Here is a 19,028-nt window from a genome sequence, read left to right as displayed (position 1 = left end):
GACGTCATTGCTCATGAGCTCAACACCCGACCCCGAAAGTGTTTGAGCTTCCGAACACCGCTCGAGGCCCAGCACGACCTCACCACCCGAAAACCAGAGGTGTTGCCTTGACGATTTGAATCTAAGGCTGCTTTTCCCAGGAACTCGTTGTCCTGTTTCAGATCGAAGTTCTCCCGCCTCAACCGTGCCAGTTCAGCCCGTTCGTCCTCGTTCAACGGGCCCGTGGATTCCCCGTCGACGCGACGTCGGTCTTTCTCAGCTTTGACCCAGGTGCCCAGGGTCTGTTCACCGACTCCGATTTCCTTCGCCACCGCGGCGATGGACCTGCCGGTGTCGATGACGAGATTCGCGGCCTCGATCCGGTATTGCGGGGTATAAGAGCGACGCTGTCGCTTCTGATCTGACATATTGAACATCCTTCCAGCAGGACTGCGAATCCCGCTAACTTGGGTGTCCACTATTCGAGGGTAGCCTCACGCGCTGGGGACCGGCAGGCAAATTCCGCGCTTTATCACATCGTGATGGTGCGGCTGCGTTACAACCAGGAGACCCGCGACTACGTGGCGCGACGAACTGCTGAAGGCAAGACCAAGATGGAAATCATCCGCTGCCTGAAGCGTTACCTCGTCCGCCAGCTCTACCCCCTCATCGTCGAGACTCTTCACCCCAGAAAAGAGGTGGCCGCCGCTTGACGAAACACTATAGGAGTGTCGTAAACGAGAGTGTAGGTCAGTGATCTTCAAACACGGCGAGTCGCTGCCCGGATAGACGTCGAGGCCTTCCAATGATGGCAGTTCCTACACAATCCACACGGAAGACCTCGACGTGGCCAAGCCTACTTTCTCGAACCCGGACCTCACGACATTTTGCCGACTCAACGACCTCGACCTGACCTGCACAGTTTTAGTGTCCCGGCCCGGGACCAAAGTTTTCGACATTGCTGATGAGCTCGGCGGCTTGCGGCGGGACATCGGGCGGGAACACGAGCTCGTGCCCATCGATCTCGCCGACGAACTCTCGTAGCGGCCGCAGCGTGGTGATGACCTTCTTCAACGACAACCCTGTGGCCTCTTGCATGAACCGCGCGAGAGCCAACGCCGTGAACACGACCGTCAAGTGCGCCTCAATCGCATCCCGTGTGCGATGGAAGATCGGACAGGCCCGAAGGTCAGTCTTCGACATCCGAAAAGACTGCTCGACATGCCATAGATCATGATAGGAACCCACGACCTCCCGCGCCGTCATGACCTTGGCCTCGATGTTAGTGACGTACCCCTTCCACCCGGCCAGACCCACCGCCTTGTCGTAACTGGACTCGTCGAAGACCTTCGTCGACCCCTTCGTCTTCACGAACCGTGCGGCCTTCGGCTTCGACTCCCCATCAATGATCCGCATCGCCCGATTGCGCTGCAGATTCAGTGTCTCTCTGTCCCGCACGGCGCGTTTGCGTCGGTATTGCCACACTGCCCGCCACGCCTTCGGATGCTTAACCGATGACCACACGGGCTCAGCACGAGTCAGCGTCCGGTTCTTATCCAACCCGACTGTGGTCCTTGGGGTCAGCGTATCGACGAGCTGCCCATCATCAGTGTTTGTCCCGTTCCAGGTGAAGAACGTCGCCAGATCGTTCGGTGCCTTCGTCTGCCGCGAACCCACGATGAACCGCAGCCCGGCATCATCGAGTTCTGTGAGGTTCGCGGTTGAGAGCATTCCGGCATCAGCAACGATGACCATATCGCTGACCCCGTGGCGGTCTTGGAAACCCTTGACGATCGGTATCATCGTGAACGTCTCTGCTTTGTTGCCTTCGAAGCACCCGATCTCTAACGGAAACCCGGTCCGATCGACGAGGAGGCCAACAACAATCTGTGGGTCGACGCGGCGTTCTTTCGAATACCCGACCTTACGCAGACTGTCCTCCTTCTCTGCTTCGAAGTACAGGGTGGTGACATCGTAGAGAATCAATGAGATCCCTGTCGTGGCGACTGAGTAGTCGAAACATTTGCCGGCGATCAGGGATCGGTAGTCGTTATCGATGACGCGTTTGAGGCAGGCAGAGAACGTGTTGCGGTGTTTCGTTTCAGCACCGAGCTCGTCAAGGACCCGGATGCTGTCGGATTTCGATGTAGGTTCGACGAGTCTGGCGAGGACGAGCTGGAAGAACGCATTGTCATCGATGACATCGAATCCGAGTCGGTCGTAGGCGGTGCGGATGGTGTCGATGAGCAAACGCGATGCTGATCCCTTCACCCGCCGACGCGATGTTGTCGAGACGTTGCTGCCGGTGTCGAGGTCGAGTGCCAGTTGACCGGTCGATTCGTTGATTTTCTCGCGGCCGGCTTCTTCAAGTGCTGCGAGTTGGGCTGGGGTGTGGGCGGAGCCGAGGTGGTCGATGACGGTGAGTTTGCCGTGGCGTTTCGTCACGATCTGGACCGCGGTTGCCCCGGATGCGGTCGGGACTTTTCTCAATCGCAGGCTCATGTACCTATTCTACGGACCCATTTAGTGTCCCGAACCAGGAGGCGACGGCGAGGTCACCAGCATAAACGCCAGTCGAACCCGGAAAATCGTCCCCGACTGTGCAAGTCAGGTGTTGGCCGATGCAGGTCAGGTCGAGGTCGTTGAGTCGGCAAAATGTCGTGAGGTCCGGGTTCGAGAAAGTAGGCTTGGCCACGTCGAGGTCTTCCGTGTGGATTGTGTAGGAACTTGAATATCCGTCTTGTTGGGGGCCGTCAATCGTGAGCTCGGGGGCCAGTTGCTTGGTCGCGTGATCGTGGGCGTCGGGACCATCTATGGCGTGTGCGGGGGCCACGAACTATAAGCTCCTTTCACCGCGTGTATTGGGCACGCGGCGAAAGGAGATTATCAATGGTACGCAAGATCAGGGCCAAGCTGGTGTTACAGCTTCGAGCCGAGGGGCTCTCGGGCAGAGCGATCGCTGGCTCCCAGGCAATGTCACGCAAATCGGTCACGCAGGTCCTCGAGGCCGCCGACGCTGCGGGACTCGGGTGGGATGATGTCAAGGACCGTGCTGACAGTGAAGTGTATGGCCTCCTGTTTCCGGGCCGCGGGGACCATCACAGCGTGTTCGCCCAACCTGACTGGAAGGCAATCCATAAGGAAATGGCCCGGGTCGGGGTGACGCTGAAGCTCCTCCATGGCGAGTACGCCGATGAGTGCGCTGCGGCTGGTGATCCGGCGATGAGTTATGACCGGTTCTGCCGCACCTATCAGCGCCACGTCCTCGTCACCGGTGCAGCTTCTCGTGTGGGACACAAAGCCGCCCAGACCATCGAGGTCGACTGGTCCGGTCCGACAATGCAACTGCACACGGGGGCAGACAAGCCGAAGACGGTCTATCTGTTCGTCGCGTGTCTGCCCTTCAGCAGGTACGCATTCGTGCACCCGAGCCTGGACATGAGTCAGGACTCGTGGCTCCGGGCGCATGTGGCGATGTTCACCGCTTTCGGCGGTTCAACACCGCGGATCGTGCCCGACAATCTCAAGACCGGAGTCATCACTCATCCTCGCGACGGTGAAATCGTGCTCAACGACGCCTATCGGGAAATGGCTGCCCACTATTCGGCTGCTGTTCTACCGGGCAGAATCAGGGCACCAAAAGACAAGGCGAGTGTTGAGAATACTGTTGGACATGTCGCCACATGGGTGATCGCAGGGCTACGTGACCGGCGGTTCACATCGCTGCCGACGTTGACGGCCGCGATCGAGGAGAGAGTCTGCGCTTATAATGCTGAACCTTTCCAGAAGCGGCCCGGATCCAGGCTCAGTGTCTTCACCACGGAGGAGGAACCGCTGTTGACACCGCTGCCGCAGGTGGCCTACGAGATCAGTCAGTGGATCTATGGGCGGCGTGTGGCCAGGAACGGGCATGTGAGCTGGGCGCGCAACTATTACTCGGTGCCGTTTGAGCACATCGGATCCAAAGTCGATCTGCGCATCACCGACCGCAGCCTCGAAGTCTACCGCGGGGACCAGCGAGTCACGACTCACCTGCTGCTGCCAGAGACTGCGGTCAATGAGTATCGCACGAATGATGCTGACCTTCCTGCTGGGGACAGATACCAGCAGTGGGACGCGGCCCGGATACGCCAATGGGCCGAGAGGATCGGGGCGTCGACGCTGGTCGTCATCAATCGCATCTTCGAGTCCGTAGCCATCGACGAGCAAGGGGTCAACCCGGCGTTGGCGGTGTTGAGACTCTCTCGCCGCTACTCTGCCGACCGGGTCGAAGCCGCTTGCCGGATTACGCTGGCGGGGCCGGTGCGGTCGCCACGGTATGCGCATGTGCAACCGCTCCTTGCCACCGGTCAGGACCAGACCAGACCCGCCCGGACCGAACCTGTCGAGCACGGCGGCTACGTCCGCGGTGCCTCCTACTATGCAGGAGGGACTCGGTGACTTCGATCGATACAGAGACCAAGCGCAAACTGCGCGAAATGGGCGCGATGGCCCTGCTGGAGGCACTCGAGGCCCAAGACGAGGATCTGACCATGGGAATGAGCTTCGACGAACGGTTGCGACTGGTCGTCGATGAAGCCCATTCGGTATTCAATCACGCCAAAATCGAGGGACTCATCCGCAGGGCCGGGTTGCGCTACCCGGCAGCCGACCTGCGTCAACTCGATAGGGTCGATGAACGCGGCCTGGATCGGAACGTGATCGCCCAGCTGGGGACCTGCAGTTTCATCGAGCGGGGCCAGAACGTCGTGTTCCAAGGGTTCACCGGTTCCGGGAAATCGTACCTGGGGTGCGCCTTGGCCAAACGGGCCTGCCAGCACCGGATCCGTGCGCACTATATTCGCATGCCTGATCTTGAAGAAGCTTGGGCGCAGGCGTTGGACAAACCGATGGGCACGACGAAGTTCTTGAAGAAGTACGCCGCGTTCAGCGTTCTCGTGATAGACGAATGGTTGCTCGATCATCCGGATGAGTCGATGCGCAGCATGCTGTTGGAACTGCTCGAACGCCGCTACGACTGTGCGTCGACGGTGTTCTGCACCCAGTATGCGAAGAAGGACTGGCATCAACGACTCGGATCCGGAGTCCACGCGGATGCGATCATGGACCGGATCGTGCACAACACGGTCTGGGTCGAGACCGGCAGTCACAACATGAGAGAACATGCTGCTTTGAACCCGTGACGATGAGCTGATGGGCGGCCAGTGGCCCCGAGGTCCACGGCTGCTGGCCCCCACAGGCAATATCGGTGGTCCCCAACCGCACGATCGGGTGGTCCCCAAAGCTTCAAATACTCAGGAACTTCCATCATCGGAAGGCCTCGACGTCTATCCGGGCAGCGACTCGCCGTGTTTGAAGATCACTGACCTACACTCTCGTTTACGAAGAGCCCAGAAACGACTCGACCCTGCCCGGACGAAAGTGAAGGCCGAACCAGTCTGGGACGCGGAGTCGTTTCCGGATGCGTGGCGGGCTGTGTGGCAGTACCGGCGCAAGCGTGCAATGCGCGACGAGCAGACTCTGAATCTGCAGCGCAACCGAGCTATCAGCATCATCGAGGGAGACTCACAACCGAAGTCGGCACGGCTCGTGAAGACGAAAGGGGCCCAGAATGTCTTCGATGAGAGGGCTTATGACCGGGCGATGAAGCTGTCCGGATTCAAAGGTTACGTGACCAATATTCCGGCCGCCATCATGTCGGCCCGCGAGGTCATCGGCAACTATCACGACTTATGGCACGTCGAGCAGTCGTTTCGGATGTCGAAGACTGATCTGGATGCCAGGCCGATGTTCCACCGGACCAGGGACGCGATCGAGGCACACCTAACGGTCGTATTCACCGCGTTGGGTGTTGCGAGGTTCATGCAAGACGCGACAGGGGCTTCGTTGAAGAAGATCATCACGACGCTACGTCCGTTGCGAGAGTTCACGGGCGTTATTGGCGATCAGGAGATCACGTTCGCTCCGGATATTCCGTCGGCGGCGCGGGAACTCCTCGATGCGCTACCAACTAGCCGGTGACACTGATTGGCCCAGGGTAACTAAACCTGTGCAACTCAGGTCAGACGCTACACACGCTGCCGGCAGACAAAAATCGTTGCATAGTTAGCAGTAGTTAAGGATGCCCCCAGATCGCCTGAATCACGCGCGAACTAGAGTTCCCCTCTTCGAGGCGCATAAATTTCTGCCGAAACGCTGACACATCACTCGCCATCTGAGAATCACCTGAAGCCACCGATCGCAATGCGTCTACAACTTGTTGTTCCTCAAAACATAGTGGCCCAGGAGCTATATTCTCGAGTGGAACATAGGTGCGAGGTGCCACTTTCTCGTAGTCGTCCATATCCGGAACATGATAGAGAATTGGGCGCTCGAGCAAAGAATAGTCAAACATAGCTGAAGAAAAGTCAGTGATCAAAACATCCGCCACCATCATCAGATCTTCAACATTTGGATATTTTGATACATCGCGAACGAAGCCCCGTAGATCCCTTGAAACTCTGGTGCCACGCCGATAATAATGCTGTCGCGACAACATGAACCATTCTTCTTGAAGCTGTTCCGACAGTACTCGATAATCGAGAGACGAATATTTCGCAGATCGTTCACCTTTTCCTCTGTAAGTCGGCATATAGAGAACGATCTTACGATTAAATGGCAAATCCATTTCATGTTTCAGTCTGTCTCGGTCATCGTCTGTCATACCAAGGAGCAGATCGTTGCGAGGGGAGCCAGAACGGATCAACTTCGCAGCAGTATTGGTGGCTCGAACCAACGTGTTCTCAAAATATTGACCTTGAGACACCAAAAAATCCCACCTAGCCAAATCGGACCCATACTGTGCCTTTTTAGCATCGTCCAGCTTCATGACCTTCGGCGCATCGAAAAACAATCTCTTGAGAGGAACACCGTGCCACGTCTGCAGATAGATGGTATCTCGATGCTTTTGGACTCGCGGATCCAACCCGAAATTATCAACCCAATAGCCAGCACCCGAAGCTATACGATGATAGGCGACGGAATCATATTTGACCGGGGTTACGTAGGGTGGAAATTCCTCCAACGTGCGCTCGTACCTATACGACCAATATTGACGAAACTCAGGATGCTCAACATGAAGCTGATCCGACAGGGCCTTGGGACTGTCGGAGTACTGCCGCCCTCGATACGCCTCAAACAAGATCGTACTGGCCTTAACTCGGCGCCGTACGGAAATTGCACCTGCGGCCTTCTTCGCGACACTAGACACCTTTTTACCAACTCGGCTCCGCTCGACGCCCTCGAACGGTCGGGCAATTAATGCCCCTATAGCTCGCGCTTGACGCTTTGCCTTTGCATATCGCCAAGCTAGCCCGTTTGCCAACCGACCGGACTGTTCTACACGGAGTGAATAGTTTCCTCGATCTGTAGCAAATGAAGTAATTTGATTTCCGGTCAACATTTTCGATGCCGGAAGTTCCAGAACAGAAGCCCGCGTGGCCCCGGACGATTGCGGGACCCTAAACGATTTTACGCTGGACTTCTTGCGCGCATCAATCCATAAGTCCCAATTTTCATGAAACTTCATGTCATACGAAAATATCTCTTCAACATTCACAGAATCGCACACATGCATTTCGGTGCCCGAAATCACTTCCCACCTAACTGGGAACGACAGTTCGGACTGGCCACGTCGCCTTCGGAGCACCAAAGAAACCGACTCTATTCCAGACTCCAATGACCGACCCTTATCGCCGACCAAGACATCAATATTGATGCAAGTTGAATTCAGCTCTACTGATCGTGATTCCACCGAGAATTTCCGGTATTTGAACGGCACTAGATGAATGCCAAGAGAGGTGACGTCAAACCACTCTCGGCCCAGTCCGCTTCGAGCTATCTGCTCTTTGTCCAGCCAATATTTCCGACCACCATCCGACCACAGATCTACTGGCAACGGCCCGCGACCAAGGCGAAACTTATGGGCGGCAACCGCAGATTCGACGTCCCCAATCTTAAGAAGTCCTACAATGACTTTCAGAATAGGGTGAATATCAATATCTTTGTCCAGAGCAATCGCGGACAGGTATTCTCGAGAGAGCGCACCGAACTGCTCGCGATACTCACCCTGCTGCTCCTCTAGATTATTGAGGTAAATATTCAGATCGTGTCTGATGAATTTCTCAGATTTGTAGGACGATAGCGCTGGCGACTCGGCTAACCGCAGGTATTCATCGATTCGCCGGTTCACCGAAATTCGATCTTCGAAATTCTTTATGGTATCGCGAGAATTTGTGATCGATTTCTTTTTGGCATTTGGTCTTGAATACCACCTGTACACCGTCTCGGGAAGTACCTGTATTCCATCCGACTGATGATAAACCTTCAGCGTAAACAGCTGGTCTTCATAAAGGATGTCTTCGGGGAATCTGATTTTTCGATCGTTGAGAAACGACCTACGATACAATTTACCGGCAGATATCGTGTCCGAGATATATTCTGGGGCATCTTCAATACGGCTGAGCGTGCGTTCTTCGCGGTATAAACGACTGTGCCAATAGGTAATCTTCTTCGGAGTACTTGGGTTTACTCGGGAAACTTTTCCAAGTACGACGTCAACTGAACGCAGCTCCGCGAAGGACAGCATATAGCGACATGCATCAGGCTCCAATTCGTCATCGCTGCCCATGACTGTAATCCAGTCGCCCCGGGCATCGTCGATCCCAGCATTGAGCGGTCGCCCGGGCTCACCGACGTTATCCGGCAATTGAACTAGACGAATCCTGCTATCACGCTCGATATACTTCTGGACCACCGCGGCTGTTCCATCTGTGGAGCCGTGGTCCACCACGACAATCTCGATCTCTCGTAACGTCTGCCTCATGGCAGACTCGATAGCGACATTAATTCGATCTTCGTCGTTGAATACGATAATCACGACTGTAACCGTGGGCAGGTTCAAAGCTTGCGTCCTCTAGTTATGTGTTGGCTGATTTGCTTTTGCGGTTCTGGAGACTTCGTCCGCTACTTTCACGACTTCCAGCCCCTCAAGCACAGTTGCCAAATTGTTCGAAAGCCCCAGAGTTGCATCTCTAAATGCCTCAAGCTCAGCTAGTAGCGGTTCCTTTTTGTTGATCGCGTACCGAGTAACATCACCTTGCGCCACTCCTCTGAATTGATTCAAATCGTCCCAACCCCCGTCAAAATCTCCGTTCCTATAGTGCGTGAGATCTGCAGTTAAGGTATCTGCCACAAAAGCACCACCCTCACCCGTGACAACTGTCTGGCGCTGTTTGAAAGGCGACAACCAATCGATTCTATGGTCTATGACAGTGCCATCGGCGAGCACGCCCGTGATTGACACTAAATCCTCATGAGTTCGTCCACTTCGATAAGCCGTTTGCGCATACAGCTCTCTATATGTAGAACCGGTAATCCATTGAACTAGGTCTATATCGTGCGAAGCTAGGTCAAATATGACGCCGACGTCCGCAATTCTGGCGGGAAACGGACCCACTCTTGTGGTGGAAATGTGAATAACCTCGCCGAGGGCCCTTCCATCAAGTCGCTTCCGAAGCTCACGTACGGATGGGTTAAACCGTTCTATATGACCTACACCAGCAAATACATCTCTCGCGGCGAAAATGTCTACGATCCGCTCAGCATCATCAATGCTGCCGGCTAGTGGCTTTTCTATCAACGTCGAAATGTCTTTCGAGGCTAGCTCCAAAGCGACCTCGACGTGAAATTTCGTCGGCACCGCGACAACACACATGTCGATCTCTTCTTCAGCCAGCAGTTCATCGACTGTTCTGTACAGGGGTATCCCCGCTGGTCCAGCCTCCACTGGCAGTAGAGGATCTACTACTCCAACAAATTCGACATCACTCAGTAGCGAGAGGACCCGAGCGTGGTTCCTGCCCATGGCACCCATACCGATCAGGCCGGCTCTTAGTTCTCTAGTCATACCAATGCTCTCTTTAGACTTGCCTACCCGGAGGAGACGTTAGTGTGCAGTAGCGGCGGCCGCATCCTTTACCGCAACTACAATCTTTTCGATGTCGCCTTTCGACAAGTTGGGGTGCACAGGTATTGACAGCGCTTCTTTGGCAACCGCTTCTGTGTTGGGGAGATTTGTATCAACATCGAATGACGGCAGCCGGTGAATCGGAACAGGGTAGTACACACCCGATCCAACTCCACTTTCGAATAGGTGCTGCTGAAATTCTTCGCGATTTGGAACTTTGATCGTGTACTGGTGATAGACATGACTGGACCCCTCCAACACCTTTGGTGTGGTAACGACGCCCTCTATACCTTTAGTGAGATCTCTTGCATTGTTCTGGCGAAGCTCAGTCAAAGCGGCTAGACGTTCGAGCTGTACCCTTCCGATCGATGCGTGCAGATCGGTCATGCGTGCATTGAAGCCCACAACTTCGTTCTTGTACCTCTCCTCCATGCCTTGATTCCGAAGTAGCCGTGCGTACCTAGCAAGCTCAGGATCGTTGGTGGAGATCATGCCTCCCTCACCGGAAGTCATGTTCTTAGTTGGATAGAAAGAAAAAGCACCAAAGCGACCTATGCCGCCGACTTGTTGCCCATTAGAAGTTGCCATATGAGCTTGCGCAGCATCTTCAAAGACTTGCAGTTTTGAATCCTCAGCAACCTTCATCAACGTCGGCATATCAGCGGCTTGCCCGTAAAGATGAACCACCATGACAGCTTTCGTACGTGGTGTGATCTTTCGCTCGACGTCTATAGGGTCTATACAGAAGGTGTCTGGATCAATATCAGCAAATATGGGTGTCGCACCAGTTAGAGCAACGCTATTGGCCGTGGCAGCGAAGGAAAAGCTCGGCAGGATTACCTCGTCTCCAACGCCTATCCCTGACGCGAGCAGCCCGAGATGAAGAGCAGATGTTCCTGAGTTGACTGCCACACATTCCGAGGTACCTGAAACCACGGAAAATTCTTCTTCGAAAGCTTTGACTTCGGGGCCCTGTGCAAGCATCCCAGACTGGAGAACTCTGCTGACAGCTAGCTGTTCTTCTTCGCCTACTGTCGGACTGGCTACGTTAATCATTTGTTGCATCCTTCTTCTTCGAGATCACCGTCAATTTCGCTAAATATTTCTCCAGTGTCGGGGCACCTAAAACTCGAATCGGAAATTCGTTGGAGTCTGCGACCTGTCTTTCCTACCCAACCCTTGAAAGCTGCCGGGACTCCAGCCACCATCGCAAAATTTGGTACGTCCCTTGTAACCACTGCGCCAGCCGCGACCAGCGCCCACCGTCCGACTTCGACTGGTGCTACACAGACCGCCCGCGCTCCAATCGAAGCGCCTTGCCTGACGGTTACACCTACTGCATCCCAGTCAGATGCTGCCTTGACCTGACCCGATGGAGTGATCGCGCGAGGATGGGCGTCATTGGTAAAGACAACTGCAGGACCAATAAACACGCCACTCTCAACAAACGCGGGTTCATAAATCAAGCAATTGTTCTGAATCTTTACACGGTCCGCAACCTGTACGCCGGCCCCAATATATACGTTCCGTCCAATTGTGCAGTCTTTGCCGACAACCGCGCCTTCGCGGACTTGACTCAAGTTCCAGACAACGGTGCCAGCCAACAACCTGGCTCTTTCATCGACCACCGCGTCATCCGCTACCCGCGCCGGACTCTTAGTCACATTGTCTTCCACTTATTTCCCATCATCATAGTTCGGAATTGAATTTGCAGTAGAGGTCATTGTTCGCTGTTGCCCAGTTGCGGCGCCTGTCGGGCTGGAGAGCAAGCTTCGAATAGGGCCTGTAAAGGTCGAATGGGACAAACCGATCGGTCACACAATTGGAGGCCTCCCATGCCGAGACATACGTAGGAGTCCACGGCCGGATAGCTTCTTGTGGTTTTCATTCTCACCCCATGGATCGAGTCTCCACCCATCGCGCCATCCGCGGAACCACGGCTTCAGCTGTTGAGGCTTGTTCGCCCACTTCATGCATTGCATCAGTGTCCATGAACCGACGTAGGCCCAGTTGAACGGCCATGGCAGATTGCGTCGAGCAAGCCAGACTCGATTTCGGGCGTTCATGTAGAAGTATTCTTCATGGCGGCGTGGATCCATGACCGGGTGGGCGACGGCGATATCACCCATGTACCAAACCGTGTAGCCGGCGTCCCAGATGCGCCACGCCAGCTCAATGCCTTCATGCGCATACCAGAATGGGGCCGGCCACCCACCGCACTCGTCAAAGGCCTTCCGCTGGAGACAGACGGCCCCCTCCCAGACAGAGAATACATTTGAGGAATGGTCCGCTTCGCCCTTCTTCAGGCGAGGAATCCAGCGTTTCGGTGCGGCTGGCCCGTCAGGCTCTTCTACCCGGGGCTGCACCAGGCCGATCTTCGGTTTGGTGCGCATCAGCTGAGCCATGCGCATGAGGGTCGTATCGTCCGGCAACCACGCGTCATCGTCAAGGAAGAACAGGAACTCACCTTTGACGTGCGGAACGCCGGCGTTCCTTCCCGCAGGAATACCCAAGTTCTCGGGTAGCCCAAGCTTCTTCACTCCGGCGGGGATCCCCGTCGGTTCCCATCCATTGCCGACACAGACGATGTCGAGATCGACACCCTTTTGAGCCAACAACGACTCGAACCCACGGTTGAGATCGTCCAGCCTCCTCCCCTGCGACAGCACGACCACTCCGAACGAGTACTTACGACTCGTTTTCAAACGTTGCGACAAGATGCGTGACGTATCGCTCATGACAGCCGCTTCGACGCCATGATCGACAGGAAGTGCCCGACGACTGACAGGAAACAGAGCGGAACCAGGATCATGATGAGCCACCGTTCACCAAACAGCGGGGCAGCACCGATAGGCACCGCCATCGCGGTCACGATACTCGAAACAAGGGCAAGCAATGACATCTCCACCGAATGGAAGATCCGATGGAATGGCAGGAATCGAGCCATGCGCTTGAGCGAAGCGACGACGCCAGGGTTGAGAGCAGTAGCTGCTTGCGAGTCAGCGAGTTTGTCCAACCCGTTGAAGGCCCTGGACACGTGGACCATGTCGTTGAGCGCTTTGTTCAGCAGAACGAATGATGACAGAACGGCTCCGCCTAACAGGTATGGATACATTGCAGCAGGATCAGCACGAAGGTTGGATAGTTCTCCGACAGCTCGTGCTCCGAGGACGAAAGCCACAAGTCCTTCGGTCGTGTAGTGACCGACCTTATCGAGAAAAACACCCTTGGCTCCGCTGGTACCGCGCCACCGGGCAACCTCTCCATCGCAGCAGTCGATATACATCTGCACCTGAGAGAAGAACACTGCCAGCACAGCTCCCCAGATTCCAGGGAGCAGAAGGCTCGCGGCGATGCACCATCCCGCGAGGATCATCAGTCCGGTCACACCGTTGGCACTGATCCGGGTCCGGACGAGGAGCATGGTGAAGTAGATCGAAATGTGACGCAGATACAGCTGCGCCGTCCAATGCTCTGCGTTCTTGCGGCTTCGAACTTCGATCGGCTGTGCCTTCGCCCTGAGCTCAGACAGGGTCGGGTGCGACGACGGTTGTTCCGATTGCACACTCGATCCTCTCTCTGTGGTTTAGCTCGCCTGGTACGTTACTTTCGCCGATTTTACCTTCAGTTCATCTGCCGTACCAATGACGGCAACATGGCTGCAGATCAAGTTAAGACTCAGCAGAACACAAAACCCTCATTTAGCGTTCTTCCATGTCTGCACACTGAGGTTCCCATGGATAGTGGGATATATCTTCATATTGGGCTCGACGATGTCACCGCCACCGATGCTGTGAGCCACCCTCAGTCTTTCGACCCGGCCACCGTTCCAATGCTGATACCACGCATCGAAGGTCACATTCGAATCCACGCTCAGGATCGATGCCGTCGGCACCGACGCCACCGATCCGTCTCCTACCATGCACGCAATTGAGAATCGCTTGTCCCGAGAGGCCAGGACCAGGCGGTCTCCTCGTCTGTCCTTGCTGGTCTCCCCTTTGACTGAGAGAGTGAAATTCAGGCAAGAATCGGCATGTTCTACTCTGCCGACGGTGACTTTCTCGAGATCGTGGTCAGCGGCGTCACGGCGAATGCTCTCTACGTCAGCGAACAGCTGCATCCATTTACGAGTGATGTTTTCGTCGTTGAAGGTCAGTGCTTTGCTTCGCGCTGCCGTTCGGAGTTTCGCAATTTCGGCAGGATCCATACGGATCAGCCGTTCGATTGCCGAGGTGACACCCTCCACACTGTCAGTCAGGAAACCGTTCACTTCGTGATCGATCACTTCGGATGGACCATACCGAATGTCATACGCAATAGGTATGCAACCATGCGACATGGCTTCAATCAGCACCAGCCCGAAGCCCTCGTACGAGCTGGTCAACAGGATGAAGGAATACCTCTCGAGGCCTTCGGCGGCATCACTGGAAAATCCCTTGAAACGAACCCGGTCCGTCAACCGTGCGTCAGCTGAGACTTGACTTTCCAATTCGGCCCGAAGCTCCCCATCCCCGTAGATGTCAAGGGTGACTTCTTCTTCCACTGCTCCGATTGCCTTAATGGCGTGATCGATCTGCTTCTGGCCGGCTAAGCGTGCCACAACTGCACCGGAATCGATGTTGCGAAAGCCGCTGTCATCAGCGACTTCAGCTTCGACCGCCGTGCAGTTCGGGATGACGAACAGACCTGGTGAATTGCCAAACGCCTGTATGAAGTCGTCTCTCTGGCGATGGGTGAGAAAGACAAGGAAGTCGAATTTCGTCCAGTTCGACAAGATCCCGACCCTTGAAGCCGTGAAGCGGCCGAACACCGAAGACGACCTCGGCTCGATGTGGGTATTGTGCAGCACCTGTCCGACCTTGACCTTCGGTCGTTCGAAATGGTGAAGAAAACTGCCGACAAATTTGGATTCACTGATGATCACTGACGAATGACGGTCCGTGACGACGTCCAACCAGGAAAAATACAGATCTCGAGCTCGGCTGAACTCCCCCACATACTTGCCCCGACGGCCCACGAGAATGAGACGCCGCTTTCCACCATCTCTATCGTCAGTCAGGAAAATCGAACCGTCTTCGCGAAAGTGGTCGATGCGCAGAACAGACTTGTCTGCGTCAAAGTACTCAACAAACCGCGGTGTCACTCGCTTGGAGTCTGCGTTGACACCGGCGGGGATGCCCGCGCCCGCCGACGATGCGCCGAGAGCTCTCAACTGGCGGTCAGAATACTGAGCAAATTCCTGCCATAGATTTCGAATTCGTACACCGTCGACCAGTTCCTGCGAGTCTCTGAGTCTGGTCTCGACCTCAGCCAAATCCATTTTGTAGTCGAGAGTGAGAATATCGATGGGAAGATTCTGCAATTGTGTGAAATTGCGCGCGCGACGCAACATCACACTGGTCATCCCTCCGAACTCACTCGGGATGGCCCAGGTCAGCTCGAATACGCGAAGAGATTCGGATTCGCGGTCACTTGGCGTCTGTGCACGCTTACCGAAGATACGACCAAGATTCATTGTGTCCTTTCAAACTCGAGAATCAGCGACGCCCTAGTCGAACTGGTCTCGAGAATTGCTCATTTCATCACGCAATTTTACCCACATGGCAAGCAACGCTGTTGCTTTCTGCAGACACGGAGTGTTGCTGAAGCCTTATCCGTCGCTTGCTCAATGTCGGCTGGTCCAGCGCTCAGTCACCAGAATTCAGCAGATCGCAAGCATCACATCTAATGAGATCAGGAGTTTCCGAGTTCGGACTTGATCCGAGTCGTCGAGATCTCTGGGGTGCGAGCAAGGTACACGACCTCGACCTTGTCCTTGAGGAAGTCGAATTCGCCTTCCCAGTCATCGCCCATGACGAAGGTGTCGATGTGGTACTTATCGACGTCCGTCATCTTCTGCTCCCAGTTGTCTTCGGGGATGACGAGGTCGACGTAGCGGATGGCTTCGAGCATGTGCTTGCGCTCTTCGAAGCTGAAGTAGGACTTCTTGCCCTTGCCCGCATTGAACTCGTCACTTGAGAGGGCAACGACCAAGTAGTCGCCCTGTTCCTTGCAACGCTGCAGCAAACGGATATGCCCATAATGGAGCAGATCGAACGTGCCATATGTGATGACTCGGCGCATCGAAGTAACCATCCAAACGATCAAGGCCCCCATTCCGGGGGCCGAAAACAACTCACAGTTCAGCCCGAGTTTACCATTTTGTAACTCAGAGAATCGGGATTGCGACGCGGGTCACGCGGACCGACGCGATCGCATGGCTGCCTCACGTGATCCGATGACGGATTCGGCGGCCCCGACGAATCGTGAAAGCTGCGTCCCCCATTCGGTGGCACCCAGATAGTCAAAGCTCATCTGCTTGAGCTCGACCTCGCGATCAGCGGTGTCTGCCGTGCGCAGCAGCTCAGCGATCCCGGCCTCGGCACCTGGCTCCAGGAGTGGACACCGGTCCAGCAGTCCGCCCGCAAGCACCTCGGCGGCGGGATTGTGCGGAGCGATCATCACCAACGGCTGACGCGTGGCCAACCAGTCGAAGGCGACCGACGACATTTCGGCGAGCGCCAGATCCGCTGCCTCGAACTGCCACGTCACGTCTGGGGTTTGGTCAAGGAAGCCGCGCGGATGGTCCCGGATGATGTCCTGGACGGCATCGAGTTCCCGTTCGAAAGCACTCTTTAAGATGCCGGTGCGGGGATGCGGGCGAAAGATCACTCGATAGCCCGCGTCCAGCATCGTCGTCACGAGGGTCCTGCCGTTGTCGGCGAGCGTGCCATAGGCCATTGCTGGGGAGTCGCCTTCCCAGGTCGGCGCGTAGAACACTGTCTTGCCTGCGGGGGCATCACTGTCGAAGTCGCGCCAGACCTGGGGAACCTCTCGGGGGCGATCCAGCTGCGGCCGACCTACATCGATCATCCGGTCCTCATCCAGTCCGAAGAGAGTCTGCTCGATCCGGTTCTGTGCGGCTCGGCCAGCGGTGAACACATAGTCATAGGCCTTGAGCTGGTTCGAGATCATGGAGATCTTCTCGCTCTCACCATGGCTGAGGTGGACGTGCGCCGGCTTGGGAAATCGCAGCGCCTGGAAGTTTCCCGTTGACTGATTGACATAGAAGACGACCCTGAGGCTCGGCGCAGACATGAACGCATCGAGTCCCTTCGTCAGGCGAGAGAAGCGCACCGGCAGAGTCGTTCGTGAGCGCAGATGTTTGGCAACGTGCGCGCTGCGCACGATGATGCCGAAGGGCTGGTGAGAATATCCGGCGTCGCGCAGCTGCTGTGCGAGCTGCTCGAAGGGCCATACCCATTGCTCGAGCTGGTAGGCCGAGTCCACCTCGGCAGAGAAGTACGCCGCAGCGACGAAGTCGTCGGTCGGCTGCGGCGAGTAGTCAGCTGGAAGTCGCGCCTCTTCGATGCGACCGCCGAACACGTTCGATCCGACCCGAAAGGCAGATCGAGCTAGGTGAAAGCTCTTTTGCGCACGCTGAGTGACCTTGTCGGGCAGATTGATCATTGAACTATTATGCATGGCGGCGGATGCCCCGACCTGGAGTGCCTTCTCAGACTCGGGTGATGAATACCGTCCCGCGGCTGCGGACTTGCCTGATCGATTCGCTCGGCGGGGTCGACTACCTTAGGGAGGAGCCGACTGAAGGAGCAATAACGATGGCACAGATGCGCAGACACAAGTCCGAACCGTTCTCCCGCCGCAAGCGGGCGGGCAACGGGACTGCCGCAGTGCCCGAAACTCCGATGCTGCTGACCCGTCAGATCGTCGACAGCGAGCCTCTCGGACTGTCGGTGGCGCACTCCTTCGCCGAGGCACTGGCTCACCATTCCTCGGAGCACTCGGAACCCGTTCCCGAGTCTCCGGCCTCTGGATCGTTCACCCAGATCGTCATTCCCAACTCCACACCCGAACTCCTCGCCGAGGTCGCCTCGACGTGGGATCTCCACCCCGTCCTCGTCGAGGATCTCTTCCACGCGAACCAGCGTCCGAAGGTCGAACGCTACGACGACGTGCTCTTCGTCGTCCTCAAATCCGCCGTCTACATCGACTCGGCTGAGGAAGTTGAGTTCAAGGAATTCCACCTGCTCATGAAGGGCGACGTCCTCGTCATCGTCTGCCAGGATGACCGGTTCATCGACGGCACGCCGATCCCCGACCGCCGCGAGGACATGGACGCCTACTTCACCAACGAGAAGCGCCTGTGGTCATCCGACAGGGAACTGCTCGCGCTGGGTCCCGAGGCCCTCGTCTACCGGCTCCTCGATACCGCCGTCGACACCTACTTCCCCGTCCTTGACGGTCTGCAGGATGACAAGGACGGGATCGAACGACAGGTCTTCAGCGGCGACACCGCAGCAGCCGAGCGCATCTATCTGCTCAGCCAAGAGGTCATCGACGTCCTCCACACCACGACTCACCTCAACCGTCTCACCCAGAGGTTGGGCAACGGCGCGACGAAGTACGCGATCCCCGGCGAACTCCAGGCCTACCTCGATGACGTCACCGACCACCTCACCCGCGTCCTTGCCGAGTCCGCCGAGCTGCGCGAAGCCCTGTCCCAGATCCTCAACGTCAACTCCACGCTGGTGGCCCAACGCCAGAACGAGGACATGAAGAAGATCTCGGGCTGGGCGGCAATCCTCTTCGCCCCCACACTGATCGGGGCGATCTACGGCATGAACTTCGATGTCATGCCCGAGCTGCACTGGACCTTCGGCTACCCCATGGCACTCGGCCTCATGCTGGGCCTGGGCATCATCCTCTACACCGTGTTCAAGAAGAAGAAATGGATGTGAATTCAGCAATGAAACTATAGATGTGACCTAACCGTAACCAAATCCTCTCGACCCTCTCACTACACTGAAAGTACCCATCTTTCTTTTAGCGGAGCGTCAATGTCCCTATCCCCGAATCCCCGCCCGGCCGCCAACCTCGATCGAGCATGCAATCCAGTCGAAAACAAGTCAGACCGTCCCACCCTTGACCCTGTCGATCAAGCTCAGTCGCCGACCGCCGCTCGCAGACACAGTGAACTGTC

The 19,028-nt window shown here is 56.1% G+C and carries 14 protein-coding genes and 2 pseudogenes; 5 read left to right on the top strand and 11 right to left on the bottom strand.

Annotated features, from left to right (window positions below; genetic code table 11):
• Positions 1 to 122 precede the first annotated feature (122 nt).
• Positions 123 to 407: pseudogene (locus tag BANT918_RS10715) on the bottom strand (transposase); the annotation flags it as partial.
• Positions 408 to 473: 66 nt separating this feature from the next.
• On the opposite strand from BANT918_RS10715, the pseudogene BANT918_RS10710 reads away from it, so the two are divergent.
• Positions 474 to 692: pseudogene (locus BANT918_RS10710) on the top strand (IS110 family transposase); the annotation flags it as partial.
• Positions 693 to 903: 211 nt separating this feature from the next.
• Here the strand turns inward: BANT918_RS10710 and BANT918_RS10705 are convergent.
• Positions 904 to 2,481: an IS1634 family transposase gene (locus BANT918_RS10705; RefSeq protein WP_101620216.1), complete on the bottom strand. Its 1,578-nt coding sequence runs from the start codon at positions 2,479 to 2,481 to the stop codon at positions 904 to 906.
• 387 nt (positions 2,482 to 2,868) lie between these two features.
• Between BANT918_RS10705 and istA the strand changes: the two genes are divergently transcribed.
• From istA to BANT918_RS10685, 3 genes are all read left to right on the top strand, one after another.
• On the top strand, positions 2,869 to 4,419 hold the full coding sequence (istA, locus tag BANT918_RS10695) for an IS21 family transposase (protein WP_009884100.1): 1,551 nt from the start codon (positions 2,869 to 2,871) through the stop codon (positions 4,417 to 4,419).
• Positions 4,416 to 5,162: an ATP-binding protein gene (locus BANT918_RS10690; RefSeq protein ID WP_009883781.1), complete on the top strand. Its 747-nt coding sequence runs from the start codon at positions 4,416 to 4,418 to the stop codon at positions 5,160 to 5,162. The genes istA and BANT918_RS10690 overlap by 4 nt, the downstream gene beginning before the upstream one ends.
• Positions 5,163 to 5,481: 319 nt before the next feature.
• Positions 5,482 to 6,000 carry a transposase gene (locus BANT918_RS10685; protein WP_233430448.1) on the top strand — a complete coding sequence of 173 codons (519 nt, stop codon included), beginning with the start codon at positions 5,482 to 5,484 and terminating at the stop codon, positions 5,998 to 6,000.
• A gap of 94 nt (positions 6,001 to 6,094) precedes the next feature.
• Here BANT918_RS10685 and BANT918_RS10680 read toward each other — a convergent pair whose 3' ends face one another.
• From BANT918_RS10680 to BANT918_RS10640, 9 genes are all read right to left on the bottom strand, one after another.
• Positions 6,095 to 8,920: a bifunctional glycosyltransferase/CDP-glycerol:glycerophosphate glycerophosphotransferase gene (locus tag BANT918_RS10680; RefSeq protein ID WP_101620214.1), complete on the bottom strand. Its 2,826-nt coding sequence runs from the start codon at positions 8,918 to 8,920 to the stop codon at positions 6,095 to 6,097.
• Between the two features lie 12 nt (positions 8,921 to 8,932).
• Complete coding sequence (locus BANT918_RS10675; RefSeq protein ID WP_101620213.1) at positions 8,933 to 9,925, bottom strand: Gfo/Idh/MocA family protein; 993 nt, start codon at positions 9,923 to 9,925, stop codon at positions 8,933 to 8,935.
• Between the two features lie 39 nt (positions 9,926 to 9,964).
• Positions 9,965 to 11,050: a DegT/DnrJ/EryC1/StrS family aminotransferase gene (locus BANT918_RS10670; protein WP_208618075.1), complete on the bottom strand. Its 1,086-nt coding sequence runs from the start codon at positions 11,048 to 11,050 to the stop codon at positions 9,965 to 9,967.
• Positions 11,038 to 11,661 carry an acyltransferase gene (locus BANT918_RS10665; protein ID WP_233430447.1) on the bottom strand — a complete coding sequence of 208 codons (624 nt, stop codon included), beginning with the start codon at positions 11,659 to 11,661 and terminating at the stop codon, positions 11,038 to 11,040. The genes BANT918_RS10670 and BANT918_RS10665 overlap by 13 nt, the downstream gene beginning before the upstream one ends.
• 138 nt (positions 11,662 to 11,799) lie before the next feature.
• On the bottom strand, positions 11,800 to 12,723 hold the full coding sequence (locus tag BANT918_RS10660) for a glycosyltransferase family 2 protein (protein ID WP_101620211.1): 924 nt from the start codon (positions 12,721 to 12,723) through the stop codon (positions 11,800 to 11,802).
• The gene (locus BANT918_RS10655) at positions 12,720 to 13,550 is read right to left on the bottom strand and encodes a CDP-alcohol phosphatidyltransferase family protein (protein WP_164513840.1); all 831 of its coding nucleotides are present in this window, start codon (positions 13,548 to 13,550) and stop codon (positions 12,720 to 12,722) included. Before BANT918_RS10655 ends, BANT918_RS10660 begins: the two co-directional genes overlap by 4 nt.
• A gap of 132 nt (positions 13,551 to 13,682) precedes the next feature.
• Positions 13,683 to 15,500 carry a glycosyltransferase gene (locus BANT918_RS10650; RefSeq protein WP_101620210.1) on the bottom strand — a complete coding sequence of 606 codons (1,818 nt, stop codon included), beginning with the start codon at positions 15,498 to 15,500 and terminating at the stop codon, positions 13,683 to 13,685.
• 218 nt (positions 15,501 to 15,718) lie between these two features.
• On the bottom strand, positions 15,719 to 16,108 hold the full coding sequence (gene tagD / locus BANT918_RS10645; protein WP_101598744.1) for a glycerol-3-phosphate cytidylyltransferase: 390 nt from the start codon (positions 16,106 to 16,108) through the stop codon (positions 15,719 to 15,721).
• A gap of 111 nt (positions 16,109 to 16,219) precedes the next feature.
• A complete protein-coding gene (locus BANT918_RS10640; protein WP_101620209.1) occupies positions 16,220 to 17,494 on the bottom strand; it encodes a CDP-glycerol glycerophosphotransferase family protein in 1,275 nt (424 codons plus the stop codon).
• A 152-nt stretch (positions 17,495 to 17,646) separates the two neighbouring features.
• On the opposite strand from BANT918_RS10640, the gene BANT918_RS10635 reads away from it, so the two are divergent.
• Entirely contained in the window at positions 17,647 to 18,786 is a 1,140-nt protein-coding gene (locus BANT918_RS10635; RefSeq protein WP_233430445.1) for a magnesium and cobalt transport protein CorA, read from the top strand.
• The last annotated feature ends 242 nt before the right edge of the window (positions 18,787 to 19,028 follow it).

Origin of the sequence: Brevibacterium antiquum CNRZ 918 (genome assembly GCF_900169145.1) — a bacterium.
GTDB lineage: Bacteria > Actinomycetota > Actinomycetes > Actinomycetales > Brevibacteriaceae > Brevibacterium > Brevibacterium koreense.
The sequence above is the reverse complement of the archived record's forward strand: the minus strand, read 5'-3'. Positions and strand labels throughout refer to the sequence as shown.

Excerpts from the sequence above, each read along its gene's own strand:
- BANT918_RS10705 (WP_101620216.1), bottom strand. The coding sequence starts at position 2,481 with ATGAGCCTGCGATTGAGAAAAGTCCCGACCGCATCCGGGGCAACCGCG.
- istA (WP_009884100.1), top strand. The coding sequence starts at position 2,869 with ATGGTACGCAAGATCAGGGCCAAGCTGGTGTTACAGCTTCGAGCCGAG.
- BANT918_RS10685 (WP_233430448.1), top strand. The coding sequence starts at position 5,482 with ATGCGCGACGAGCAGACTCTGAATCTGCAGCGCAACCGAGCTATCAGC.
- BANT918_RS10675 (WP_101620213.1), bottom strand. The coding sequence starts at position 9,925 with ATGACTAGAGAACTAAGAGCCGGCCTGATCGGTATGGGTGCCATGGGC.
- BANT918_RS10670 (WP_208618075.1), bottom strand. The coding sequence starts at position 11,050 with ATGCAACAAATGATTAACGTAGCCAGTCCGACAGTAGGCGAAGAAGAA.
- BANT918_RS10660 (WP_101620211.1), bottom strand. The coding sequence starts at position 12,723 with ATGAGCGATACGTCACGCATCTTGTCGCAACGTTTGAAAACGAGTCGT.
- BANT918_RS10650 (WP_101620210.1), bottom strand. The coding sequence starts at position 15,500 with ATGAATCTTGGTCGTATCTTCGGTAAGCGTGCACAGACGCCAAGTGAC.
- tagD (WP_101598744.1), bottom strand. The coding sequence starts at position 16,108 with ATGCGCCGAGTCATCACATATGGCACGTTCGATCTGCTCCATTATGGG.
- BANT918_RS10640 (WP_101620209.1), bottom strand. The coding sequence starts at position 17,494 with ATGATCAATCTGCCCGACAAGGTCACTCAGCGTGCGCAAAAGAGCTTT.
- BANT918_RS10635 (WP_233430445.1), top strand. The coding sequence starts at position 17,647 with ATGGCACAGATGCGCAGACACAAGTCCGAACCGTTCTCCCGCCGCAAG.